A 20,473-nucleotide genomic window follows, 5' to 3' on the forward strand; every position below is an offset into this window, starting at 1 on the left:
CATTTGGATAAAACGATTGGATTTGAAAAAAGAGACGACGGAATAGCGATTGTCACTTTAAATCGACCGGATGCAGCTAATGCCTTGTCCAAGCAGCTTTTATACGATTTACATGATACTTTGTATAATATTAAGCATGATCGTGAGGTCCGCGTGGTCATCTTGACAGGAGCGGGAGAAAAGGCGTTTTGTGCTGGCGCCGACTTAAAAGAACGAAAAGGAATGTCGGATGCGCAAGTGAAACAAACAGTTGCTCTTATTGGGGCTACAGTTAATGACGTAGAAGCTTTGCCACAGCCTGTCATCGCTGCTGTTAATGGCGTCGCTTTTGGCGGAGGCTTGGAATTGGCATTAGCTTGTGATGTACGAGTGGTTTCAAAGGAAGCGAAACTAGGGTTAACTGAAACGTCGCTAGCCATTATTCCTGGCGCCGGTGGTACCCAAAGATTGCCAAGGTTAATCGGTCTTGGGAGAGCGAAGGAACTTATTTTTACGGCTAAACGTCTAACAGCCGATCAAGCAGAGCAAATTGGACTTGCGGAATATTCTGTACAACCAGCAGATGTTATGGAATGGTCTTTAAACTTAGCGAAACAAATGGTCAAAAATGCACCGCTCGCTTTAATCCAAGCGAAAACGGCTATCAATAACGGCATGCAAGTCGGCCTTGCTACTGGACTTGAAATAGAAAAGCTTGCTTATAACTCGTTAATACCTACGGAGGATCGATTGGAAGGACTGCGAGCTTTTGCTGAAAAGCGTCCACCAGTATACCAAGGAAAGTGAGGAGAAGCAGTAATGAATGAAACAGAAATGAAGACACCTTATGAGGAAAGAAAAGAATCCGTCTTAAAAGGCGGATTAGAGAAATATCATGAGAAAAATAAAGAACAAGGCAAGTTATTTGTTCGTGAACGACTTCGTCTATTGTTCGATGATGATCTTCAAGTAGAAGATGGAATGTTTGCCAACGTGATGGCTGGCGACTTACCAGCAGATGGAGTAGTAACGGGCATTGGCAAGATCAATGGTCGCACCGTTTGCGTGATGGCCAATGACTCGACAGTGAAAGCAGGATCATGGGGTAAACGCACGGTTGAAAAGATCATTCGCATTCAAGAAACAGCCGAAAAACTTCGTTGCCCGATGCTGTATCTTGTCGATTCAGCAGGTGCACGTATTACCGATCAAATTGAAATGTTCCCAGGAAGAAGAGGGGCTGGCCGGATCTTTTATAATCAAGTGAAAATGTCTGGAAAAGTTCCTCAAGTTTGTTTATTGTTTGGTCCATCGGCAGCGGGAGGCGCTTATATTCCTGCTTTTTGTGATATTGTCGTCATGGTTGAAGGAAATGCATCCATGTATTTAGGCTCCCCGCGAATGGCCGAAATGGTGATCGGGGAAAAAGTAACACTTGAACAAATGGGCGGTGCAAAAATGCATTGTTCCGTTTCAGGTTGCGGAGATGTATTAGCCAAAACAGAAGAAGAAGCCATTGAATATGCTCGCAAATATTTAGCTTATTTCCCAGAAAATTATACTCAAAAGCCTGTTTCGGCTTCACCGAAAGCTCCAGCTACTTTTGAAAAGACGATTGAAGAGCTGATTCCAAAGAATCAAAATGCGCCTTTTGATATGTATCAACTGATCGATCGGTTAATTGATGAAGATAGTTTTTGTGAAATTAAGAAATTATTTGCGTCAGAGCTTATTACAGGATTAGGGCGAATCAATGGTCAGCCTGTCGGAATCATTGCCAATCAGCCGCGGGTAAAAGGTGGCGTACTATTCCATGATTCAGCGGATAAAGCAGCTAAATTTATTAGTTTATGTGACGCTTTTCATATTCCATTATTATTCCTTGCCGATGTCCCTGGATTTATGATCGGTACGAATGTGGAAAAAGCGGGGATTATTCGTCATGGAGCAAAAATGATTTTTGCGATGAGTGAAGCAACGGTGCCTAAAATGACGGTCGTTGTTAGAAAAGCATACGGTGCCGGACTTTATGCAATGGCGGGTCCAGCATTTGAGCCAGATTGCTGTATTGCCTTGCCGACAGCACAAATCGCGGTAATGGGGCCAGAAGCAGCCGTTAATGCGGTGTATGCGAATAAGATTGCTGCTCTTCCAGAAGAAGAACGTGCTGCCTTTATCAACGAAAAACGAGAAGAATACCGAAAAGATATTGATATTTATCATCTGGCATCAGAACTAATCATCGATGACATTGTAGAGCCGAATAAACTTCGAGATGAGTTATCTGTGAGATTAGAAGCGTATATGTCGAAATATTTAAACTTTACAGATCGCAAGCATGGGGTAAACCCAGTATAAGAAAAAGGAGGTACAGGGAGTGAAGAAGATTTATACAGATGTAAATGAAGCCGTTTCCGAAATTAAAGATGGTATGACGTTAATGGTCGGTGGTTTTGGATTATGTGGTATTCCTGAACGCTTACTTCAAGCTCTTGCTCATTCAGGAGTAAAGGACTTAACAGTGATTTCAAATAACTGTGGTGTCGATGATTGGGGGCTTGGATTACTTTTAAGAAACAAGCAAATTAAAAAAATCATTGGCTCATACGTGGGGGAAAATAAAGAATTTGAACGGCAAATGCTGGCTGGTGAAATTGAAGTAGTATTAACCCCTCAAGGGACTTTGGCAGAAAAAATTCGTGCGGGTGGAGCAGGGATTCCGGCATTTTTCACTCCGGCTGGTGTTGGGACACCGATTGCTGAAGGGAAAGAAGTTCGTGAGTTTAACGGAAAAGAATATTTACTAGAAGAGGCTTTAACTGCTGATGTTAGTCTAGTCAGAGCTTATAAAGCTGATCGCATGGGGAACCTTATTTATAATAAAACGGCTCGTAACTTTAATCCGATGATCGCTGCAGCTGGTAAAGTGACGATTGCTGAAGTGGAAGAAATTGTTGAGACAGGCGTTCTAGACCCTGAATCTATTCATACTCCTGGAGTTTATGTACAAGCGCTTATTCAAGAAAAGCAAGAAAAACGAATTGAAAAAAGAACGGTTCGTAAGTGAGGAGGGGCAAAAATGAACAGTAGAGAAAAAATTGCAAGACGTGCAGAAAAAGAAATTGAAGATGGGAACTACGTGAATTTAGGAATTGGGATACCAACTCTTGTCGCTAACTTTATCTCTGATAATAAACAAGTTGTTTTGCAATCAGAAAATGGTCTACTTGGTATCGGCCCTTATCCTGAAGAAGGACAGGTGGATCCAGATTTAATTAATGCTGGAAAAGAAACAGTAACGACGATACCGAGTGCTTCATTTTTTGATAGTGCGGAATCTTTTGCTATGATTCGCGGAGGACATATTGATGTGGCCATTCTTGGTGGAATGGAAGTCTCTCAAACTGGAGACCTTGCTAATTGGATGATTCCAGGGAAAATGGTCAAAGGAATGGGCGGTGCGATGGATCTTGTTCATGGCGCTAGAAAAATTATTGTTATTATGGACCATGTCAATAAGCATGGAGAATCTAAAATCTTAAAAGAATGCACACTTCCGCTTACTGGAAAAGGAGTGGTACAACGAATTATTACTGATCGTGCGGTCATGGATGTCGAAGGATCGCATTTGAAGTTGATTGAAGTGGCTAGCGGCTACTCAGTGGAGGATATTTTAAACTGCACAGAAGCAGAGATATCGGTTGCAGATGATGTTATATTAGACGCTTATTAAAAACAAGCTCTTTTATTCACTAAAAGAAGTTTAGCATCCATAGTAGAAGATCAAAAAGGTGCCGTTCCATAAGCGGCACCTTTTTAATGATTAATTGCTCTTTTGGGAAGCTTCTATTGATACTTATCAAAAGGCTTTTCTTTGTTCTCTTCATAGTTTTTTGATGGCATTTTTGTTAAGATGAAGGGTAGAACATTTGATGAAAGTAGGAAAATCATTGAAAAAAAATGAACAAGAAAAAGTAATCCTTGTCGGCTGTCAATTAAACAATAGCAACGATATTCATTTTTTTTATTCCATGGATGAATTAAAGTCGCTCACAAAAACAGCTCAAGGGGAGCCGGTGGCCACTTTGACACAAAAAAGAGAACGTATTCACCCCAGTACATATATCGGAAAAGGAAAAGTAGAGGAACTGCATCAGTTAGAGGAATAACTTGAGCCAGACTTAATTATTTTTAATGACGAATTATCTCCTAGCCAAATTCGGAATTTATCTGCACAATTAGATGCTCGAGTCATCGATCGGACACAATTAATTCTTGATATTTTTGCGAGACGGGCACGTTCAAAAGAAGGCAAGTTACAAGTGGAACTTGCTCAACTTCAATATTTACTTCCGAGGCTCGTTGGCCAAGGAATTGCTCTTTCACGCTTAGGAGGAGGAATCGGAACAAGGGGTCCTGGTGAAACAAAGTTAGAAACAGATCGTCGGCACATTCGAAGACGGATTGATGAAATTAAACGACAGCTAACGATCATCGTTGAACATCGCGAACGGTATCGAGGCCGCCGTAAGAAAAATAAAACTTTTCAAATTGCTTTAGTAGGATACACCAACGCTGGTAAATCCACGTTATTTAATCGATTAACTGCGGCCGCTTCTTTAGAAGAAAATCAATTATTTGCCACGCTTGATCCGATGACAAGAAAATTTATTTTACCGAGTGGGTATCAAGTGATCTTGACGGATACGGTAGGTTTTATTCAAGATTTACCAACAACTTTAGTGGCCTCGTTTCGCTCAACTTTAGAGGAAGTAAGAGAAGCGGATTTGCTTCTTCACGTAGTAGATAGCTCCAACCCTGATTATACACAACATCAAAAAACGGTAAGAGATTTGTTGAAGCAGCTTGACATGGATCATTTGCCGGAATTAACGGTGTATAACAAAAAGGATATGGTTCATCCGGAGTTTGTTCCCTCTTCGTACGCGAAGCATTTGCTGATCAGTGCTTTAAGTGTTGACGATCAAGAGAAGCTGAAAAAGCAAATAGAAGAAGTGGTCAAACAGCAAATGAGTGTTTATTATGCTCGGATCCCATCTTATGAAGGGAAGCTTCTCGCTCAGCTAAAAACGGAAACCGTGCTAGAAGAGATAAATTTTGAGGAAGAGGATCAGAAATATATAGTAAAAGGCTATTCGTTTGTTGATCATCCTATCTTTGGAGAGATCAGTCAATATACATCACAGGATTAAGGGGGATTATTATGTTTGATTTATTAAAACATGGACAGCAAATACAACCAATGGTAGAAGAAATGGAACGTCAAATTAGTGATGTTCATCGTACGATTGAGCATCAAGCGGAAAGCAATCAGTTTCGTGTGTTGCGAAGCTTTCAAAATCACCAAGTCAGTGATTTTCATTTCACACCTTCTACAGGTTATGGTTATGATGATATAGGCAGGGACACGCTTGAAAAAATATATGCCGAAGTATTAGGTGGGGAAAGTGCCCTTGTTAGACCGCAAATTATTTCAGGGACTCATGCGATTTCGATTGCTCTTTTTGGTGTGTTACGACCGGGGGATGAACTACTATATATTACGGGAAATCCGTATGACACGCTTGAAGAAATTGTTGGGATTCGTGGCAACGGAAATGGTTCATTAAAAGAGTTTGGTATTAGCTACAAAAGTGTACCACTATTAGATAATGGTTATCCTGATTATTCAGCGATTAAAGCAGCTATTCAGCCAAACACAAAAATGATCGGCATCCAGCGCTCAAAAGGCTATGCTGTTCGTCCTTCTTTTACCATTAAAGAGATAGAAGAGATGATTCGTTTTGTGAAGGAAATTAATTCTGAAATCATTGTATTTGTCGATAACTGTTATGGTGAATTTACAGAGGATCGTGAACCTTGTCATGTAGGAGCAGATTTAATTGCCGGTTCTTTAATTAAAAATCCTGGTGGTGGGTTAGCAAAAACAGGCGGCTATATCGCTGGGAAAAAAGAAGTCGTAGAAAGCTGCTCTTATCGAATGACATCTCCTGGAATTGGAGCGGAAGCAGGGGCCAGTCTTTATAGCTTACAGGAAATGTATCAGGGCTTCTTTTTAGCGCCTCATGTGGTTGCAGAAAGTTTAAAAGGGGCGGTGTTTACTGCGGCTATTCTTGAAAAGCTTGGAATGACGACGATGCCGAAATGGAATGAAAAAAGAACGGACTTAATTCAAGCGGTTCAATTTAACGATCGAGATAAAATGGTTTCTTTTTGCCAAGCGATTCAATTCGCTTCACCCGTGAATTCTCATGTCACTCCGTATCCGAGCTATATGCCAGGGTATGAAGACGATGTGATCATGGCAGCAGGTGCCTTTGTGCAAGGAGCCAGCATTGAATTATCTGCTGATGGTCCATTGCGACCTCCATATGCTGCATACGTTCAAGGGGGATTAACATATTCACATGTGAAAATTGCCGTATGCAGCGCAATTGATTATTTAATGGAAAAGAATTTAATATAATAGACGATAAGGCTAATCTCAAGGGAGTTTTATGAGGTTAGCTTTTTTTGAAAAAACTTCATGTAAGAAAACCTAACATCAGTTTGACAACCTTTATGACATGATATATAATTTTCAACAGAAAGAGAAAGGGGGATCAAAATGAGTAGTCATATTAGACGTTCGATGCCACTTTTTCCAATGGGCACAGTTATGAAGTTGACTGATTTGTCCGCTAGGCAAATTCGCTATTATGAAGAACATCAATTGATTCAACCAGAACGAACAGATGGGAATCGTCGTCTCTTTTCTTTGTACGATATTGATCGCTTATTAGAAATTAAAGATTTAATTGACCAAGGGATCAATATGGCAGGAATAAAGAAAATTCTGCTAGATGAAAAACATTTTGAACCACATCAGGATTCAAAAGAACAAGGGGAAGAGCAAAAAAGAAATTTCACTGATGAGGAGCTAAGAAAATTGTTGCGCAAAGAGTTAATTAGTGCGGGGCGTTTTCATCGAAATGGGCATCCTTATAGTGAAAGGAACCGCTTTTTTCATTAATCTTTTGACATAAACTTGTTTTTAAAAATGAGGAGGAATTATTTTTTATGGGAAAGTATACTCGTGAAGACATTATGAACTTGGCAAAAGAAGAAAATGTTAAATTTATTCGTTTGCAGTTCACAGACATCTTAGGAACAATCAAAAACGTGGAAATCCCTGTGAGTCAGTTAGAAAAAGCTCTGGATAATAAAATGATGTTTGATGGATCTTCCATTGAAGGATTCGTACGAATTGAAGAATCTGATATGAACCTTTATCCGGACCTTGATACATGGGTAGTCTTTCCTTGGACAGCGGAAAAAGGAAAAGTTGCTCGCCTCATTTGTGATATTTATAAGCCTGACGGAACTCCGTTTGAAGGAGATCCTCGAAATAATTTAAAAAGAATTTTAACAGAGATGGAAGAACTAGGATTTTCCAATTTCAATCTAGGGCCAGAACCGGAATTTTTCTTGTTTAAACTAGATGAGAATGGAGAACCGACTCTTGAATTAAATGATAACGGCGGTTATTTTGACTTGGCTCCAACGGACCTTGGTGAAAACTGCCGTCGAGATATTGTGTTAGAATTAGAAGAAATGGGATTTGAAATTGAAGCTTCTCACCATGAAGTAGCTCCTGGTCAGCATGAAATTGACTTCAAATATGCAGATGCCGTTACAGCATGTGATCATATTCAAACGTTTAAATTAGTCGTTAAGACTATTGCTCGTAAGCATGGATTACATGCGACCTTTATGCCAAAACCTTTATTCGGAGTTAGTGGTTCAGGTATGCACTGCAATATGTCTTTATTTAAAGAAGGAAAAAATGCCTTTTTTGATGAAAATAGCGAGATGCAGTTAAGTGAAACAGCTTACCAATTTATTGCAGGTACAATCAAGCATGCAAAAGGATTTACAGCGATTACAAATCCAACTGTTAATTCTTATAAGCGTCTAGTACCAGGATACGAAGCACCTTGTTATGTAGCTTGGTCTGGACAAAACCGTAGCCCGCTTATTCGTATTCCAGCTTCTCGTGGTATGAGCACGCGTGTTGAAGTACGCAGTGTAGATCCAGCTGCTAATCCATATTTAGCGATGGCTGTTCTTTTACAAGCTGGTCTAGACGGCATTAAAAATCAAATGACACCTCCTCCAGCGGTTGATCGCAATATTTATGCGATGAATCAAGAAGAGCGTGAGCAAGCGGGAGTAGATGATTTACCGTCAACACTTGCAGAAGCTCTACAACTTCTGAAGAAGGATGAAGTGATTCAAGCGGCTCTTGGTGGACATATTTTAGAACACTTTATTGAAGCGAAAGAAATTGAGTGGGATATGTTCCGTACACAAGTTCATCCTTGGGAGCGTGAACAATATATTCAAATGTATTAATTCAAAAATGCCCTTAAAGCTGAAAATAGCTTTAAGGGCATTTTTATTATGCACCAACCAACTGGCGGTCATATGATTTTTCAACGAACACAGCATGCCAAATCATGAAGATAAGAACCGTCCATATTTTGCGGCTGTAATCTCCTTTGCCTTGGCAATGGTCATCTAGTAGCTGTAGAATATATTGTTTATTGAGAAGGTGACCGGTTCCACTCGTTTTAATAATCTGAACAGCCCAATCATACATTTCATCTTTTAACCAATGTCTAATAGGAACAGGGAATCCTAATTTCTTTCTATTTAACACGTGGTCTGGTACAATCCCTTCCGCTGCTTTACGTAAAATATATTTAGTCGTGCCGTTAGCTGTTTTTAATTGAGTAGGGATTTGAGAAGCCACTTCAAATACACGCTTATCTAGAAAAGGTACTCTCAGTTCCAATGAATGTGCCATCGTCATTCGGTCAGCTTTTAATAAAATATCGCCGCGCATCCAAGTATGAATATCGATATATTGCATGCGATCTACATCATCATAGCCAGTGGTTTCATTATAAAATTGCTTTGTGATGTTTGTGTAGTCCATCCCAGATTGATAGTTTGGCAATAAAATTTTCTTCTCTTGTTCCTCGAACATTTTTGCATTCCCGATATAGCGTTCTTCCATCGGGGTCACTCCGCGTTCAATAAAGCTCTTTCCTTTCATTCCTTCAGGCATCATCTGTGATAATTTCTTAAGGAGCACTTTAAACATAGAAGGTACATAATTAAAGAACTTTAACGATTGAGGTTCGCGATAAATATTGTAACCACCAAATAATTCATCGGCGCCTTCACCAGACAATACAACAGTGACATGTTTTCTCGCTTCTCTAGCTACGAAATATAGTGGCACACAAGCTGGATCGGCAAGTGGGTCTCCCATATACCAAATGATTTTAGGAAGTTCCTTCATATATTCTTCAGGTGAAATAATATAGTTAATATTTTCGAGTCCTAATTTTTCAGCCGTTTCTTTTGCCACATCGACTTCGCTAAAACCATCACGCTCAAAACCAACAGAGAAAGTCTTAATGTTAGGGTGATATGTTTTTGCGATCGCAGCAATAATTGAAGAATCGATTCCCCCTGATAGAAAAGAGCCGACTGGTACATCACTTCGCATATGTACCTTAACAGAATCGAAGAGCACATCTTGGACCATTTTCACATAATCTGTTTCAGAGCGAAGGACGGGAGAAAAAGAAGCTTTCCAATAAGGGCGAATTTGCATTTTTTCTCCGATCTTTTTGGTGAAGTAATGACCAGGCTCTAATTTATATATATCTGTATTCATTGTTTGTGGTTCAGGTACATACTGGTAAGTTAAATAATTTTGTAAGGCATTATCATTCAATCCGGTAGTAGACACCGCCTGCAAAATACTTTTCTTTTCAGAAGCAAAATATGTTCGGTCGTCATCTTGTTTATAGAAAAAGGGCTTGATGCCAAAAGGGTCTCTTGCACCGAAAAGCTCTTTTCGCTTCTTATCCCAAATAACGAAGGCAAACATTCCACGTAGTTTATCTACAGTTTTTTCTTTTATGCGACTATATAAGGCGATAATTGTTTCTGTATCTGAAGAAGTGTTAAACGTTACACCTTCTTGTTCTAATTCTTCTCTTAGTTCTACGTAATTATAAATCTCACCATTAAAAATAATCCAATAATTTTCATCTTCAAAAGCCAACGGTTGAGTACCGCTCTCGATATCAATAATGCTTAGCCTTCTAAAGCCAAATTGAATATAATCGTCTTGGTAATAACCTTCTTCATCTGGCCCTCTATGATAAATAATATCATTCATACTTTTAAACTGTTGATCTGATAATCTATTGACAGCATTTATTTCATCGTAGGTACAGCCTATAAAACCACACATATTTTTCACCTTTCCATTATTAATTATTAAAGCATTTAACTGGAGTCATTGGAATACATCGATTCGTTACTTAGAGTAACATAATTTCCTTTAAACTGGAAATGATATGCATCAATTTATTTGGATTCTCATGGAAAGAAAAAAGGCTTTCTCATAGGGAGGTTCATCCCTTATGAGAAAGCCTTGAGCTTCTAATGGACTTGGCGGAACACGCCAATTACTTTTCCGAGAATTGTTACTGTCTTTAAAATGATCGGTGCCATTGAAGAGTTTTCTGGTTGTAATCGAATGTAATCTTCTTCTTTAAAGAAACGCTTAACAGTCGCTTCATCTTCCTCGGTCATAGCAACAACGATATCGCCATTTTTGGCTGTTTGCTGTTGGCGAACAACCACATAGTCACCATTTAATATACCTGCTTCTATCATGCTGTCTCCCATGATTTCTAGCATAAATACGTGTTCATCCCCTGCTGCCAGTCTTTCTGGAAGCGGAAAGTACTCTTCAACATTTTCGATCGCTGTAATAGGGAGTCCGGCTGTTACTTTCCCTATTAATGGTACATTGATCACGTTTTGTTTCGGGACAGCTTCGTCGATTTCAAGAACTTCAATTGCCCTTGGCTTTGTAGGGTCTCTACGAATGTATCCTTTACTTTCAAGGCGTGCAAGGTGCCCGTGTACAGTTGAACTCGAGGCAAGACCAACTGCTTCTCCAATCTCTCTAACGGAAGGAGGGTACCCTTTAGTCTTAACTTCTTGTCTAATGAAATCTAGTATATCCTGTTGCCTTTTCGAAATTTTCGTCATAATTCGCACCTCTTCAATTCGACTCTTTCCTGTATTATATCATGTTTGAAAATCAGGTACAAACATAAGTTCGAAAATAGACTTGACACAAACAAACGTTCTTAATAGAATGATAACAGAGATGCGAACAAATATTCGTTTTAGGAGCTGGTTAAATGCAAACTGTAATAAAAAACAATTCTATTGTATTATTATTCATTGTTGTTACGATAGTTGCAGGTATAGTGTTAATTTTTAGTTTAAGCGAAGAAAGTGATAAGTATTTAGAGGTTGTTGTACAAGAGGGAGATTCATTATGGACGATTGCCGAAAAGTATCATAATATAAACGGCATGAAGCAAGAGGATTTTATCATTTGGGTTCAGACTGAAAACGAACTGAATACAGCGATGATTCAACCTGGTGATGTCTTGGTGATTCCGGTGAGTTCGGCTCATTCCTCCTATTCTGACAATCAGTTAGCTTTTAAAAAGGAGTTCTTAAACAGTAATCGATAATATAGGTAAAAGTGTATAATTATAGTTAAATATGCACATGGAACAGTATAATCCTAAAAAATTTGCAGAAATGCTTAATGTTTCTGTCAAAACACTACAAAGATGGGATAACGAAGATGTGTTGAAGGCTTACCGAAACCTAAAAAGAAGGCGATACTATACTGAATTTCAGTATCGAGAATACATGGGCATTCCTATATTCATGTTTTTAGCTGTAGAATATACGGATTGCAAAAATATAAGAAAAGCATGTTGGAGGATAAAAACTTGTGAAAAAATCCTATTTGATAGAGATTAATCCAACAACTAAGCAGAAAACGAACATACACCAAACCATAGGTGTTTGTCGATATGTGTACAATCTTTATCTATCGAAGAACAAAGAAGTGTACGAAAAAGACGGCTCGTTTATGACTGGGTTCGACTTTTCCAAATGGCTGAATAATGTTTATACGCTAGAAAAAGATCAATGGATTAAGGAAGTATCTAGTAAAGCTGTTGAGCAAGCGATTATGAATGCGGATAAAGCCTTTAGAAACTTTTTCGCAGGGAAAGCGAAATTTCCGCGTTTCAAAAAGAAAAAGAAGCAAGATGTCAAATGCTATTTTCCAAAGAACAACAAAACCGATTGGACCATCGAGAGACACCGAGTGAAAATCCCTACGCTTGGTTGGATGCGTTTGAAGGAATTCGGATACCTCCCTGAAGAGGCAATCGTAAAAAGCGGCACCGTTTCACAAAAAGCAGGAAGGTATTACGTGTCTGTTCTTTGTGAAGTAGAGCCTCAAGGAAAACAGCCTTTGGTTAAAAATGAAGGATTGGGCATTGATTTAGGCATCAAAGACTTCGCCGTATGCAGTAATGGTTCAGTGTATAAAAACATCAACCGTTCCATACGAGTAAGAAAGCTAGAAAAGAAATTAACACGTGAACAGCGCTCTTTGTCACGAAAATACGAAAACTTAAAAAAGAGAGGTGACACAGCTGTTACTAAAAGAGCAAACATAAACAAAAACATTCTTAGAGTTCAAAAACTTCATGCTCGTTTGGCGAATATTCGCTTAGAGTATGTCAAGTCTGTCGTGAGTCAAGTGGCAAAAACCAAGCCTTGTTTTATCACGATAGAGGATTTGAATGTAAAAGGGATGATGAAGAATCGTCATTTGTCGAAGGCCATCGCTGAGCAATGTTTTTACACATTTAAGGCATGGTTAAAGGCAAAATGCATAGAAAACGGGATAGAGCTGAGAGAGGCCAATAGGTTTTACCCGTCTTCTAAAACTTGTTCAAGATGTGGTCAGATCAAAAAAGATTTAAAACTATCTGATCGTGTCTATACATGCAAGTGCGGTCATGTCATGGATCGAGATTTGAACGCAGCGATCAACCTTTTACAAGCAAAAGAATACATCATTCTAACTTAAATAGAATGGTTGTATGATAGGTGGGGCTACCCCCGAAATCACGCCTGTGGAGTGCTACATCCACCAGAGTAGCTAGCAGTTTAGCGAAATGGGGTACGAGGAAGCAGGAAAATTCTAAGGATAGACTTTTGTCTATGTTTTTAGTAGCAGTAGTTGTAGATGAAAGCGATTATTTATTGTAGAGTCAGCACAAAAAAAGACTCACAAGAAACGTCACTTGAACGACAAGAAGAGGAATTATTACAATTAGCAGCCACATACGGTTATGAAGTGGAAGCTGTTATTAAGGATCAAGCAAGTGGCTATGAACTTGATAGAGAAGGAATATTGCAATTATTAGATATCGTAAAAGAGGGGGCGGCTGAAGTCATTCTCATTCAAGATGAGACGAGGATTGGTCGTGGCAATGCTAAGATTGCTCTTCTGCATTCTCTATTTAAAGAGGGAGCGAAGGTATATACCATTGCGGATGAAGGGGAATTGCAGCTATCTGAATCTGATTCAATGGTCATCAATATTGTTAGTATGGTGGAAGAGTACCAAAGAAAGATACATAATTTAAAAATAAAACGAGGCATGAAGCGGGCAGTAGAAAATGGGTATCAACCGGAAAAAAATTTAAAAAATCGAGGGAATTTGGCAGGAAGAGACCGCAAAGAAATACCTATAGAAGAGATTGTCCAATTACGACATAATCAGCTTACTTTCGGTGAGATCGCAGCCACTTTAAGAGGATTTGGATTTGATGTTTCGAAAGCGACTGTGCATCGGCGATATAAGGAATATATGGAGAACCAACAAGAGACAAGTAAGTAATGTCTTGCTTGTTTGACCGCCATTTCTTTAGTAAAATAGTCTCCGAAGTTGCAACGAAAAGAGGGAGAAATATGTTATCTGCAGAAAAAATCGCTAGAATCAATGAATTATCTAAAAAGTCCAAAGCAGAAGGGCTAACAGATGATGAGAAACAAGAACAAGTGAATTTGCGACAAGAATATTTAAAAGCTTTTCGCAGTTCTATGAAAAACACGGTAGAAGCGGTTAGGATTTTTGACCCAGAAGGCAATGAAGTGACACCTAAGAAAATTAAAGATATCCAAAACAAAAAAAGAATGCACTAAAGCTGGGATTTCCAGCTTTTTGTAGTTATACAAGAAAATCAAAAAGATGAAAAAAGGAAAGGAACGCAACGTTTTATTCGCTGAGTTGAATACGCAGTTTGGTTTGACAGAGTATTCCATCCATGCTTTTTTAACACCGTAGAAAATAGGCTTATTTGGAAAGATTTATCTATCCCTGTTATTATTCGTCATTGAGATGTGTACGCACATTTAGCCCTACAAGATCGAGTGAAATATGTTCGCATGAAACGTGAAATGATCAAAGGGAGATATGTCTACTATGCTCAACTTGTACTAGAAGGCGTTCCACCGCCATCTTATCATTCCAATGGATTAAAACAACAAGTAGGAGTGGGGCGTGTGGGTATTGATATTGGAACATCTACCGTTGCCGTTAGTTCAAAAAAAGAAACGATTTTAGCTATTTTAGCTCCAAATGTTGTTGATTATGAAAGAAAGATTCTATCAATGGTTTAGAATTAAAAAAGTAAATACAGCGAAAGTGAAAGCTAGTCAATACAATCATTTCGATCACACATACACGAAAAAGCCTCTGACTAAGAGATGGAATGATTTTGATGGTATGAAAGTACAACGCGATCTATATTCAGCCTTTCTATTAATGAATATGGTTGATGATAAGAAATTAGGAAAAATAGACAGGGAGCGATGTATAAAAGAATTTGATCTGTTTTTAGAAAATCACAAAAGAACAATGAGTAAATGGCAAAAACAATCCCACACATTTAAAAGTATGGGATTGAAATAAGTTAAAAAACGAACGGTTTAGGCATGAGCCGATGCGAACGTTAAGGATGGCAATGGTCGTCTTGTTCGTAAAAATCTTGCAGAAACGAGATCATGTTTCTATGTTGTACCCAACCAGCAACATCGGTTGATGGGAGAGTAGTTAAGAAATCTCACGTATTCAAGAACCCCACGGATTTATTCGTGGGAGTGTCAGCTACTTCTTGTATATTTGGACAAAGACCTATAATATTAAGAATGACTATTATACGTTCAAGAAAGGATGTTTGCGATGTTTGATAAAGTAGATCAATTAGCAGTAAATACGATTCGTACACTTTCAATTGATGCGATTGAAAAGGCCAATTCTGGTCACCCGGGCTTACCGATGGGAGCGGCCCCTATGGCTTATACTCTTTGGAGTCGTTTTTTAAATCATAATCCTAAAAATTCAAAGTGGTTTAATCGTGATCGCTTTGTACTATCAGCTGGTCACGGATCGACGTTATTATACAGCTTGCTTCATTTATCCGGTTATGATCTTTCGATGGAAGAAATCAAAAATTTCCGCCAATGGGGAAGTAAAACACCTGGACATCCGGAATACGGTCATACAGATGGAGTAGAAGCAACAACAGGACCTCTTGGACAAGGGATTGCGATGGCTGTAGGAATGGCAATGGCTGAACGTCATTTAGCTGCTGTTTATAATAAAGAGGACATCGAGATTATTAATCATCATACATACACATTATGTGGAGACGGTGATCTAATGGAAGGTGTTGCATCTGAAGCGGCATCTCTCGCAGGTCATTTGAAATTAGGGCGCTTAGTTGTACTTTATGATTCCAATGATATTTCTCTTGATGGCGATCTTGATAAATCCTTCTCAGAAAGTGTAAAAGACCGTTTTGAGTCATACGGCTGGCAATACTTACGTGTAGAAGACGGAAACAATATGGACGAGATCGCAAAAGCCATTGAAGCGGCACAAAAAGATGAAGAGCGTCCATCAATGATTGAAGTAAAAACAATCATTGGTTATGGTTCACCAAATAAATCGGGTAAATCTGATGTTCACGGTGCTCCACTAGGTGAAGAAGAGCGAAAATTAACAAAAGAGTCTTACCAATGGACATTTGAAGAAGATTTTTATGTGCCTGATGAAGTATATAATCGTTTTGAAGAAAGCATCATTCAGCCGGGACAAATGAAAGAAAATGAGTGGAATCAATTATTTGCCCAATATAAAAAGCAATATCCTGAACTTGGTGATCAGCTTGATCTTGCTATTAATGGGGAATTAGCTGAAGGATGGGAAAAGGATATTCCTGTTTATGAAGAAGGAAAGAGCATCGCCAGCCGTTCTTCTTCTAGTGAGATTATTAATGCTATCGCTAACAACCTTCCAACTTTTATTGGCGGTTCTGCTGACCTTGCCGGCTCCAATAAAACGATGATTAAGAATGCTGAGGATTTTTCCGCGACATCTTATGAAGGACGTAATATTTGGTTCGGTGTTCGCGAATTTGCGATGGGAGCGGCGATGAATGGGATGGCACTTCACGGAGGTCTTCAAGTATTTGGCGGAACATTCTTTGTTTTCTCTGATTACTTACGTCCAGCTATCCGTTTAGCGGCTTTAATGGGTCTCCCTGTTACTTACGTCTTTACTCATGATAGCATTGCTGTAGGAGAAGATGGACCGACGCATGAACCGATTGAACAGCTTTCGTCCTTGCGTTCTATTCCTAACTTGAATGTATTGCGTCCGGCAGATGGAAACGAAACAGCTGCCGCTTGGAAATTAGCTATTACCTCTAAAGCGACACCGTCTGTATTGGTGCTTACTCGTCAAAACTTGCCAACTATTCAAGGGACAGCTCAAACAGCGGAAGAAGGAGTGGCGAAAGGAGCTTATATCATTGCGGCTTCAGAGAAAGAAACACCGGATCTTCTTCTTCTTGCAACAGGTTCTGAAGTTAGCTTAGCGGTTGAAGCTCAACAGGCTCTACTCCAAGATGGAATTCATGCATCAGTTGTTAGTATGCCTTCATGGCAGCTATTTGAACAGCAAACAGAAGAGTATAAGCGTTCCGTTCTTCCGAAATCCGTGAAGAAGCGACTTGCCATTGAAATGGGTGCATCTTTAGGTTGGGAGCGCTATACTGGTGATGAAGGCGATGTTATTGCCATTGATCAGTTTGGTGCTTCTGCTCCGGGTGAGTTAGTGATGAAAGAGTATGGATTTACTGTAGACAATGTGATTTCGAGAGCTAAATTATTATTAGAAAATGAATAATATTCATCAGCCAGCCCCTATAAGGGGCTGGCTTTTTAATGATTTTTTGTATAAATTAGTCCAATCGACAAAACTAGTGGTGTTTTTCTTCAAGCTTCAACAAGCTCAGTTTTATCTATTAATTATAATAAGATGAAAAGGCTTACAGGAGGGTCAATAGATGAGAAGTTATCAAATATACTGGATCACTGAAGAATTTGCTCACTATTTTTATGGACGAGAACAAAACTTTTTTCAACTATTTTTTGAAAGCTCCTGTGGGGAAAGTGAACAGCAAAAAATTATTGAAAAACAAATTCAATACATTACAAACAGATTTTTTGTTTCTCAAGTGAGGGAATTGCTTAGTGAAGCTTTATCCGCACGAAGTTGGTTTAACATACAAAATGATCATTTCTTTCGGATTGAACTCCCAGATAATAAGGGGAGAGCAGAATTGTTTGCTGATGAACAATGCTTATATTTAAAGGCTTCTGGAAGTTATGAATCTGAAGCGATTTTTTTTCATTCATTAAAAAAAATGAAGGCTTACCTGTTTGCTGTTGATTTTAAAAGGAAAAATTACGGCTGGCTTGAACCAATAAAAAAAGAAATCTTGTTTAGGTAAAGAAAATTTCTCTTTCATATTGTATAATGATTTGTGGTTTAGTAAACTTTTAGTAGACAACATGAAGGAGGAAGTATTTTATGTGGTATGTGCTAGTCGGAATTCTAGCTCTAGCAGCTGGAGTTGCACTTGGGTTTTTCATTGCTCGTAAGTACATGATGGATTACTTGAAGAAAAATCCACCAATTAATGAACAAATGCTACGCATGATGATGATGCAAATGGGACAAAAACCGTCGCAAAAGAAAATAAATCAAATGATGGCTCAAATGAACAAGCAAATGGATGGGAAGTAAAAGTCGTTCAAAGGCTTAAGGTGAACTTGAATGGAATTTATTTTTATATCCAATATTGTTCATTAAGCCTTGCAGCGATTTTTAACTCATCTAACCAACTAAACCCACTTATTTCTGTTGAAGACGATCAATAGAAGGAAGTGGGTTTTTGCGTGATCAGTTTTGATAGGCGGGTACAGGTTAGCCATGGTGATTCATTTTTTCAAAAATAAAAATAAACAGGATCTGATGGATTTCCTGTTTATATTAGGTGAGCACTTTATGTTTATAAACTAATGGTTGAATATAATAGCGATCATAATCATTTAATAAATCATCTAACTCTTGACTGTATTTAATAGCTAAAGGAGAATTTAATCCCTGTATGGTTACCACTTCGAATAATTCTAATCTTTTTCTTTCAATCGTATCTAATAATTGTTCTTTAGACACATCAGTAGTTCCTTTCATGATTTTATTTAATAAACTAATGATAGTATACCCAATTTTTTTCTTTTTTTCAAAAAAATTAGCTTTGATCGATGCTTTATTTTTGTAAACAAGGCAATTCAAATTGTGCATTTAGTTTCTTGTATGTCATAAGATGTTCACAAAGTGTTCACGAATTATTTTTTCGCTTATCTTTAAAAACTTTGTTACAATAGCAAAAGAAAGGCAGGGGGGTCTTTATGAGTGATGTCAATATTTTTATAGCATTTGGAGCTGGTTTTTTAAGTTTTATTTCACCTTGCTGTTTGCCGCTTTATCCGGCATTTTTATCATATATAACAGGAATGAGTGTTAATGAATTAAAAAATGATAATGCGATGTTGCAAAGAAGGAGTATGCTTCACACTCTTTTCTTTTTACTAGGTTTCTCTATTATATTTATCGCACTAGGGTTTACGAGTTCATTTATAGGGAATATTCTTGCTCAATATAAGGACTTAATTAGACAGCTTGGGGCGATTTTTATTGTCTTTTTCGGTTTAGTCGTTACAGGCATTCTTCAGCCTAAATTTATGATGACGGATCGTCGGCTTGAGTTTAAGAGTCGTCCGAGTGGATATTTAGGTTCTATGTTGATTGGCTTGGCATTTGCCGCAGGATGGACACCTTGTACCGGGCCGATATTGCTATCCGTCTTTGCCCTTGCTTCCTCAAATCCAGGGTCAGGGCTGGTGTATATGATCGCTTATACGCTTGGTTTTGCGATTCCTTTTTTTGTGCTTTCCTTCTTTATTGGCCGTATGAAGTGGATTCGCACGCATAGTGCGAAGATTGTGAAAATTGGCGGCTATGTCATGATCGTTATGGGGATCGTTCTATTTTTTGACTGGATGACAAAAATTATTTCGTTATTAAGTCCAATTTTCGGAAATTTCACTGGGTTCTAACAGAACATAGTTATTAAGTTAAAGACAGGTTAAAACTGGGGAGGGGCATATGTGGCGAGCGTTTTGATTGTAGACGATACAAAGTTTATGAGAACAACTTTAACAGACATGTTAATAAAATTGAATCATGAGGTAGTCGGTGAAGCTGAAAACGGGGAAGAGGCAATTGAACTGTATCGAAAGTTTCGACCAGATGTTGTGACGATGGATATCACAATGCCTGTTATGAACGGAATAGAAGCAACAAGTGAAATAAAAGCCGAATTTCCTGAAGCAAAAATTATTGTATGTTCAGCTATGGGGCAACAAAGAATGGTGATGGAGGCGATTGAGGCGGGAGCAAAGGATTTTGTGACCAAACCATTTGATGAAGCACGTGTAGGTGAAGCATTACGACGTTTGCTAGGTTAAAGCATTTGTGATAGTCTTGAATGACTCCGCCACATGGTTGAGTTTGTATGTTTAACTATTTATAAAAAATCATTTTAAGATAAGGATTGATGAAGATGCTATATATAGCTTCATCTGTTTTCGCTATTTTGATGGGAATTGGCGTGATTGTTGTCCGAATGAAAGCTTCGAAGAAACCAACGTCAATTAAAAAGATTATTTTACCTCCTGTTTTTATGAGCACAGGGGCAGTGATGTTTCTTATTCCTGAATTCAGGGTTAGCTCAATGGAATTGTTAGAAGCGGTGACAGTGGGTATGTTGTTTTCTATTTTATTAATTAAAACATCTAATTTTGAGATCCGAGATAAAGATATTTATTTAAAGCGTTCGAAAGCATTTCCTATTATTTTGATTAGTCTACTAATTATTCGAATTATTGGTAAAGGGATGTTAAGTGACTCTATTGATGTTGGTGAACTTAGTGGTATGTTTTTTATTCTCGCGTTTTCAATGATTGTTCCTTGGCGGATTGCGATGTATATAAAATATCAAAAGTTAAGCCGAGAAATCGTCAATTAGAACAGAAC

22 protein-coding genes and 2 pseudogenes are annotated in these 20,473 nt (G+C 38.4%); 21 read left to right on the forward strand and 3 right to left on the reverse strand.

The window, feature by feature from the left end:
• Nucleotides 1–3 precede the first annotated feature (3 nt).
• From WDJ61_RS07350 to glnA, 8 genes and pseudogenes are all read left to right on the forward strand, one after another.
• Nucleotides 4–786 carry an enoyl-CoA hydratase gene (locus WDJ61_RS07350; RefSeq protein ID WP_338754150.1) on the forward strand — a complete coding sequence of 261 codons (783 nt, stop codon included), beginning with the start codon at nucleotides 4–6 and terminating at the stop codon, nucleotides 784–786.
• A 27-nt stretch (nucleotides 787–813) separates the two neighbouring features.
• Entirely contained in the window at nucleotides 814–2,337 is a 1,524-nt protein-coding gene (locus WDJ61_RS07355) for an acyl-CoA carboxylase subunit beta (protein WP_338754738.1), read from the forward strand.
• 19 nt (nucleotides 2,338–2,356) lie between these two features.
• The gene (locus WDJ61_RS07360; RefSeq protein WP_338754151.1) at nucleotides 2,357–3,046 is read left to right on the forward strand and encodes a CoA transferase subunit A; all 690 of its coding nucleotides are present in this window, start codon (nucleotides 2,357–2,359) and stop codon (nucleotides 3,044–3,046) included.
• A gap of 12 nt (nucleotides 3,047–3,058) precedes the next feature.
• The gene (locus WDJ61_RS07365; protein WP_338754152.1) at nucleotides 3,059–3,712 is read left to right on the forward strand and encodes a CoA transferase subunit B; all 654 of its coding nucleotides are present in this window, start codon (nucleotides 3,059–3,061) and stop codon (nucleotides 3,710–3,712) included.
• A 199-nt stretch (nucleotides 3,713–3,911) separates the two neighbouring features.
• Nucleotides 3,912–5,192 (forward strand): annotated as a pseudogene (gene hflX, locus WDJ61_RS07370) (GTPase HflX).
• A 62-nt stretch (nucleotides 5,193–5,254) separates the two neighbouring features.
• Nucleotides 5,255–6,466, forward strand: coding sequence for an aminotransferase class I/II-fold pyridoxal phosphate-dependent enzyme (locus WDJ61_RS07375; protein ID WP_413789085.1), 1,212 nt, complete (start codon nucleotides 5,255–5,257; stop codon nucleotides 6,464–6,466).
• A gap of 141 nt (nucleotides 6,467–6,607) precedes the next feature.
• The gene (locus tag WDJ61_RS07380) at nucleotides 6,608–7,012 is read left to right on the forward strand and encodes a MerR family transcriptional regulator (protein ID WP_338754155.1); all 405 of its coding nucleotides are present in this window, start codon (nucleotides 6,608–6,610) and stop codon (nucleotides 7,010–7,012) included.
• 47 nt (nucleotides 7,013–7,059) lie between these two features.
• Nucleotides 7,060–8,394 carry a type I glutamate--ammonia ligase gene (glnA, locus tag WDJ61_RS07385; RefSeq protein WP_338754156.1) on the forward strand — a complete coding sequence of 445 codons (1,335 nt, stop codon included), beginning with the start codon at nucleotides 7,060–7,062 and terminating at the stop codon, nucleotides 8,392–8,394.
• 46 nt (nucleotides 8,395–8,440) lie between these two features.
• On the opposite strand, the gene asnB is transcribed toward glnA, so the two are convergent.
• Together asnB and lexA are read right to left on the reverse strand one after the other, a co-directional pair.
• On the reverse strand, nucleotides 8,441–10,315 hold the full coding sequence (gene asnB, locus WDJ61_RS07390) for an asparagine synthase (glutamine-hydrolyzing) (RefSeq protein ID WP_338754158.1): 1,875 nt from the start codon (nucleotides 10,313–10,315) through the stop codon (nucleotides 8,441–8,443).
• A 191-nt stretch (nucleotides 10,316–10,506) separates the two neighbouring features.
• Entirely contained in the window at nucleotides 10,507–11,124 is a 618-nt protein-coding gene (gene lexA / locus WDJ61_RS07395; RefSeq protein ID WP_338754159.1) for a transcriptional repressor LexA, read from the reverse strand.
• A gap of 155 nt (nucleotides 11,125–11,279) precedes the next feature.
• Here lexA and WDJ61_RS07400 point away from each other — a divergent pair, with 155 nt between their 5' ends.
• The 10 genes and pseudogenes from WDJ61_RS07400 to WDJ61_RS07445 all read left to right on the forward strand — a co-directional run bounded on the left by WDJ61_RS07400 (nucleotide 11,280) and on the right by WDJ61_RS07445 (nucleotide 18,118).
• Nucleotides 11,280–11,621 (forward strand): LysM peptidoglycan-binding domain-containing protein, encoded by a 342-nt coding sequence (locus tag WDJ61_RS07400; protein ID WP_338754161.1) that lies wholly within the window; start codon nucleotides 11,280–11,282, stop codon nucleotides 11,619–11,621.
• A gap of 37 nt (nucleotides 11,622–11,658) precedes the next feature.
• A pseudogene (locus WDJ61_RS07405) lies at nucleotides 11,659–11,811 on the forward strand (MerR family DNA-binding transcriptional regulator); the annotation flags it as partial.
• Between the two features lie 79 nt (nucleotides 11,812–11,890).
• On the forward strand, nucleotides 11,891–13,045 hold the full coding sequence (locus WDJ61_RS07410; RefSeq protein WP_338754162.1) for a transposase: 1,155 nt from the start codon (nucleotides 11,891–11,893) through the stop codon (nucleotides 13,043–13,045).
• Nucleotides 13,046–13,204: 159 nt separating this feature from the next.
• Nucleotides 13,205–13,861: a recombinase family protein gene (locus WDJ61_RS07415; protein ID WP_338754164.1), complete on the forward strand. Its 657-nt coding sequence runs from the start codon at nucleotides 13,205–13,207 to the stop codon at nucleotides 13,859–13,861.
• Nucleotides 13,862–13,932: 71 nt separating this feature from the next.
• Complete coding sequence (locus tag WDJ61_RS07420) at nucleotides 13,933–14,166, forward strand: DUF896 domain-containing protein (protein WP_338754166.1); 234 nt, start codon at nucleotides 13,933–13,935, stop codon at nucleotides 14,164–14,166.
• Between the two features lie 198 nt (nucleotides 14,167–14,364).
• Nucleotides 14,365–14,643, forward strand: a complete 279-nt coding sequence (locus tag WDJ61_RS07425) for a hypothetical protein (protein WP_338754167.1) — start codon at nucleotides 14,365–14,367, stop codon at nucleotides 14,641–14,643.
• Nucleotides 14,615–14,935: a hypothetical protein gene (locus tag WDJ61_RS07430; RefSeq protein WP_338754168.1), complete on the forward strand. Its 321-nt coding sequence runs from the start codon at nucleotides 14,615–14,617 to the stop codon at nucleotides 14,933–14,935. The genes WDJ61_RS07425 and WDJ61_RS07430 overlap by 29 nt, the downstream gene beginning before the upstream one ends.
• A gap of 270 nt (nucleotides 14,936–15,205) precedes the next feature.
• Nucleotides 15,206–17,215 carry a transketolase gene (tkt, locus tag WDJ61_RS07435; protein WP_338754169.1) on the forward strand — a complete coding sequence of 670 codons (2,010 nt, stop codon included), beginning with the start codon at nucleotides 15,206–15,208 and terminating at the stop codon, nucleotides 17,213–17,215.
• Between the two features lie 160 nt (nucleotides 17,216–17,375).
• Nucleotides 17,376–17,822 (forward strand): sporulation inhibitor of replication protein SirA, encoded by a 447-nt coding sequence (sirA, locus tag WDJ61_RS07440; RefSeq protein WP_338754170.1) that lies wholly within the window; start codon nucleotides 17,376–17,378, stop codon nucleotides 17,820–17,822.
• Nucleotides 17,823–17,902: 80 nt separating this feature from the next.
• Entirely contained in the window at nucleotides 17,903–18,118 is a 216-nt protein-coding gene (locus tag WDJ61_RS07445; RefSeq protein ID WP_338754171.1) for a YneF family protein, read from the forward strand.
• A gap of 246 nt (nucleotides 18,119–18,364) precedes the next feature.
• On the opposite strand, the gene WDJ61_RS07450 is transcribed toward WDJ61_RS07445, so the two are convergent.
• Nucleotides 18,365–18,568: an aspartyl-phosphate phosphatase Spo0E family protein gene (locus WDJ61_RS07450; protein ID WP_338754172.1), complete on the reverse strand. Its 204-nt coding sequence runs from the start codon at nucleotides 18,566–18,568 to the stop codon at nucleotides 18,365–18,367.
• 218 nt (nucleotides 18,569–18,786) lie between these two features.
• On the opposite strand from WDJ61_RS07450, the gene WDJ61_RS07455 reads away from it, so the two are divergent.
• The 3 genes from WDJ61_RS07455 (at nucleotide 18,787) to WDJ61_RS07465 (ending at nucleotide 20,465) form a co-directional block, all read left to right on the forward strand.
• Nucleotides 18,787–19,494, forward strand: coding sequence for a cytochrome c biogenesis protein CcdA (locus WDJ61_RS07455; protein ID WP_338754174.1), 708 nt, complete (start codon nucleotides 18,787–18,789; stop codon nucleotides 19,492–19,494).
• Nucleotides 19,495–19,545: 51 nt separating this feature from the next.
• Complete coding sequence (locus tag WDJ61_RS07460) at nucleotides 19,546–19,905, forward strand: response regulator (protein ID WP_338754175.1); 360 nt, start codon at nucleotides 19,546–19,548, stop codon at nucleotides 19,903–19,905.
• A gap of 95 nt (nucleotides 19,906–20,000) precedes the next feature.
• Nucleotides 20,001–20,465: a CcdC family protein gene (locus WDJ61_RS07465; RefSeq protein WP_413789086.1), complete on the forward strand. Its 465-nt coding sequence runs from the start codon at nucleotides 20,001–20,003 to the stop codon at nucleotides 20,463–20,465.
• Nucleotides 20,466–20,473 lie beyond the last annotated feature (8 nt).

Source organism: Bacillus sp. FJAT-52991, assembly GCF_037201805.1.
GTDB lineage: Bacteria > Bacillota > Bacilli > Bacillales > Domibacillaceae > Bacillus_CE > Bacillus_CE kandeliae.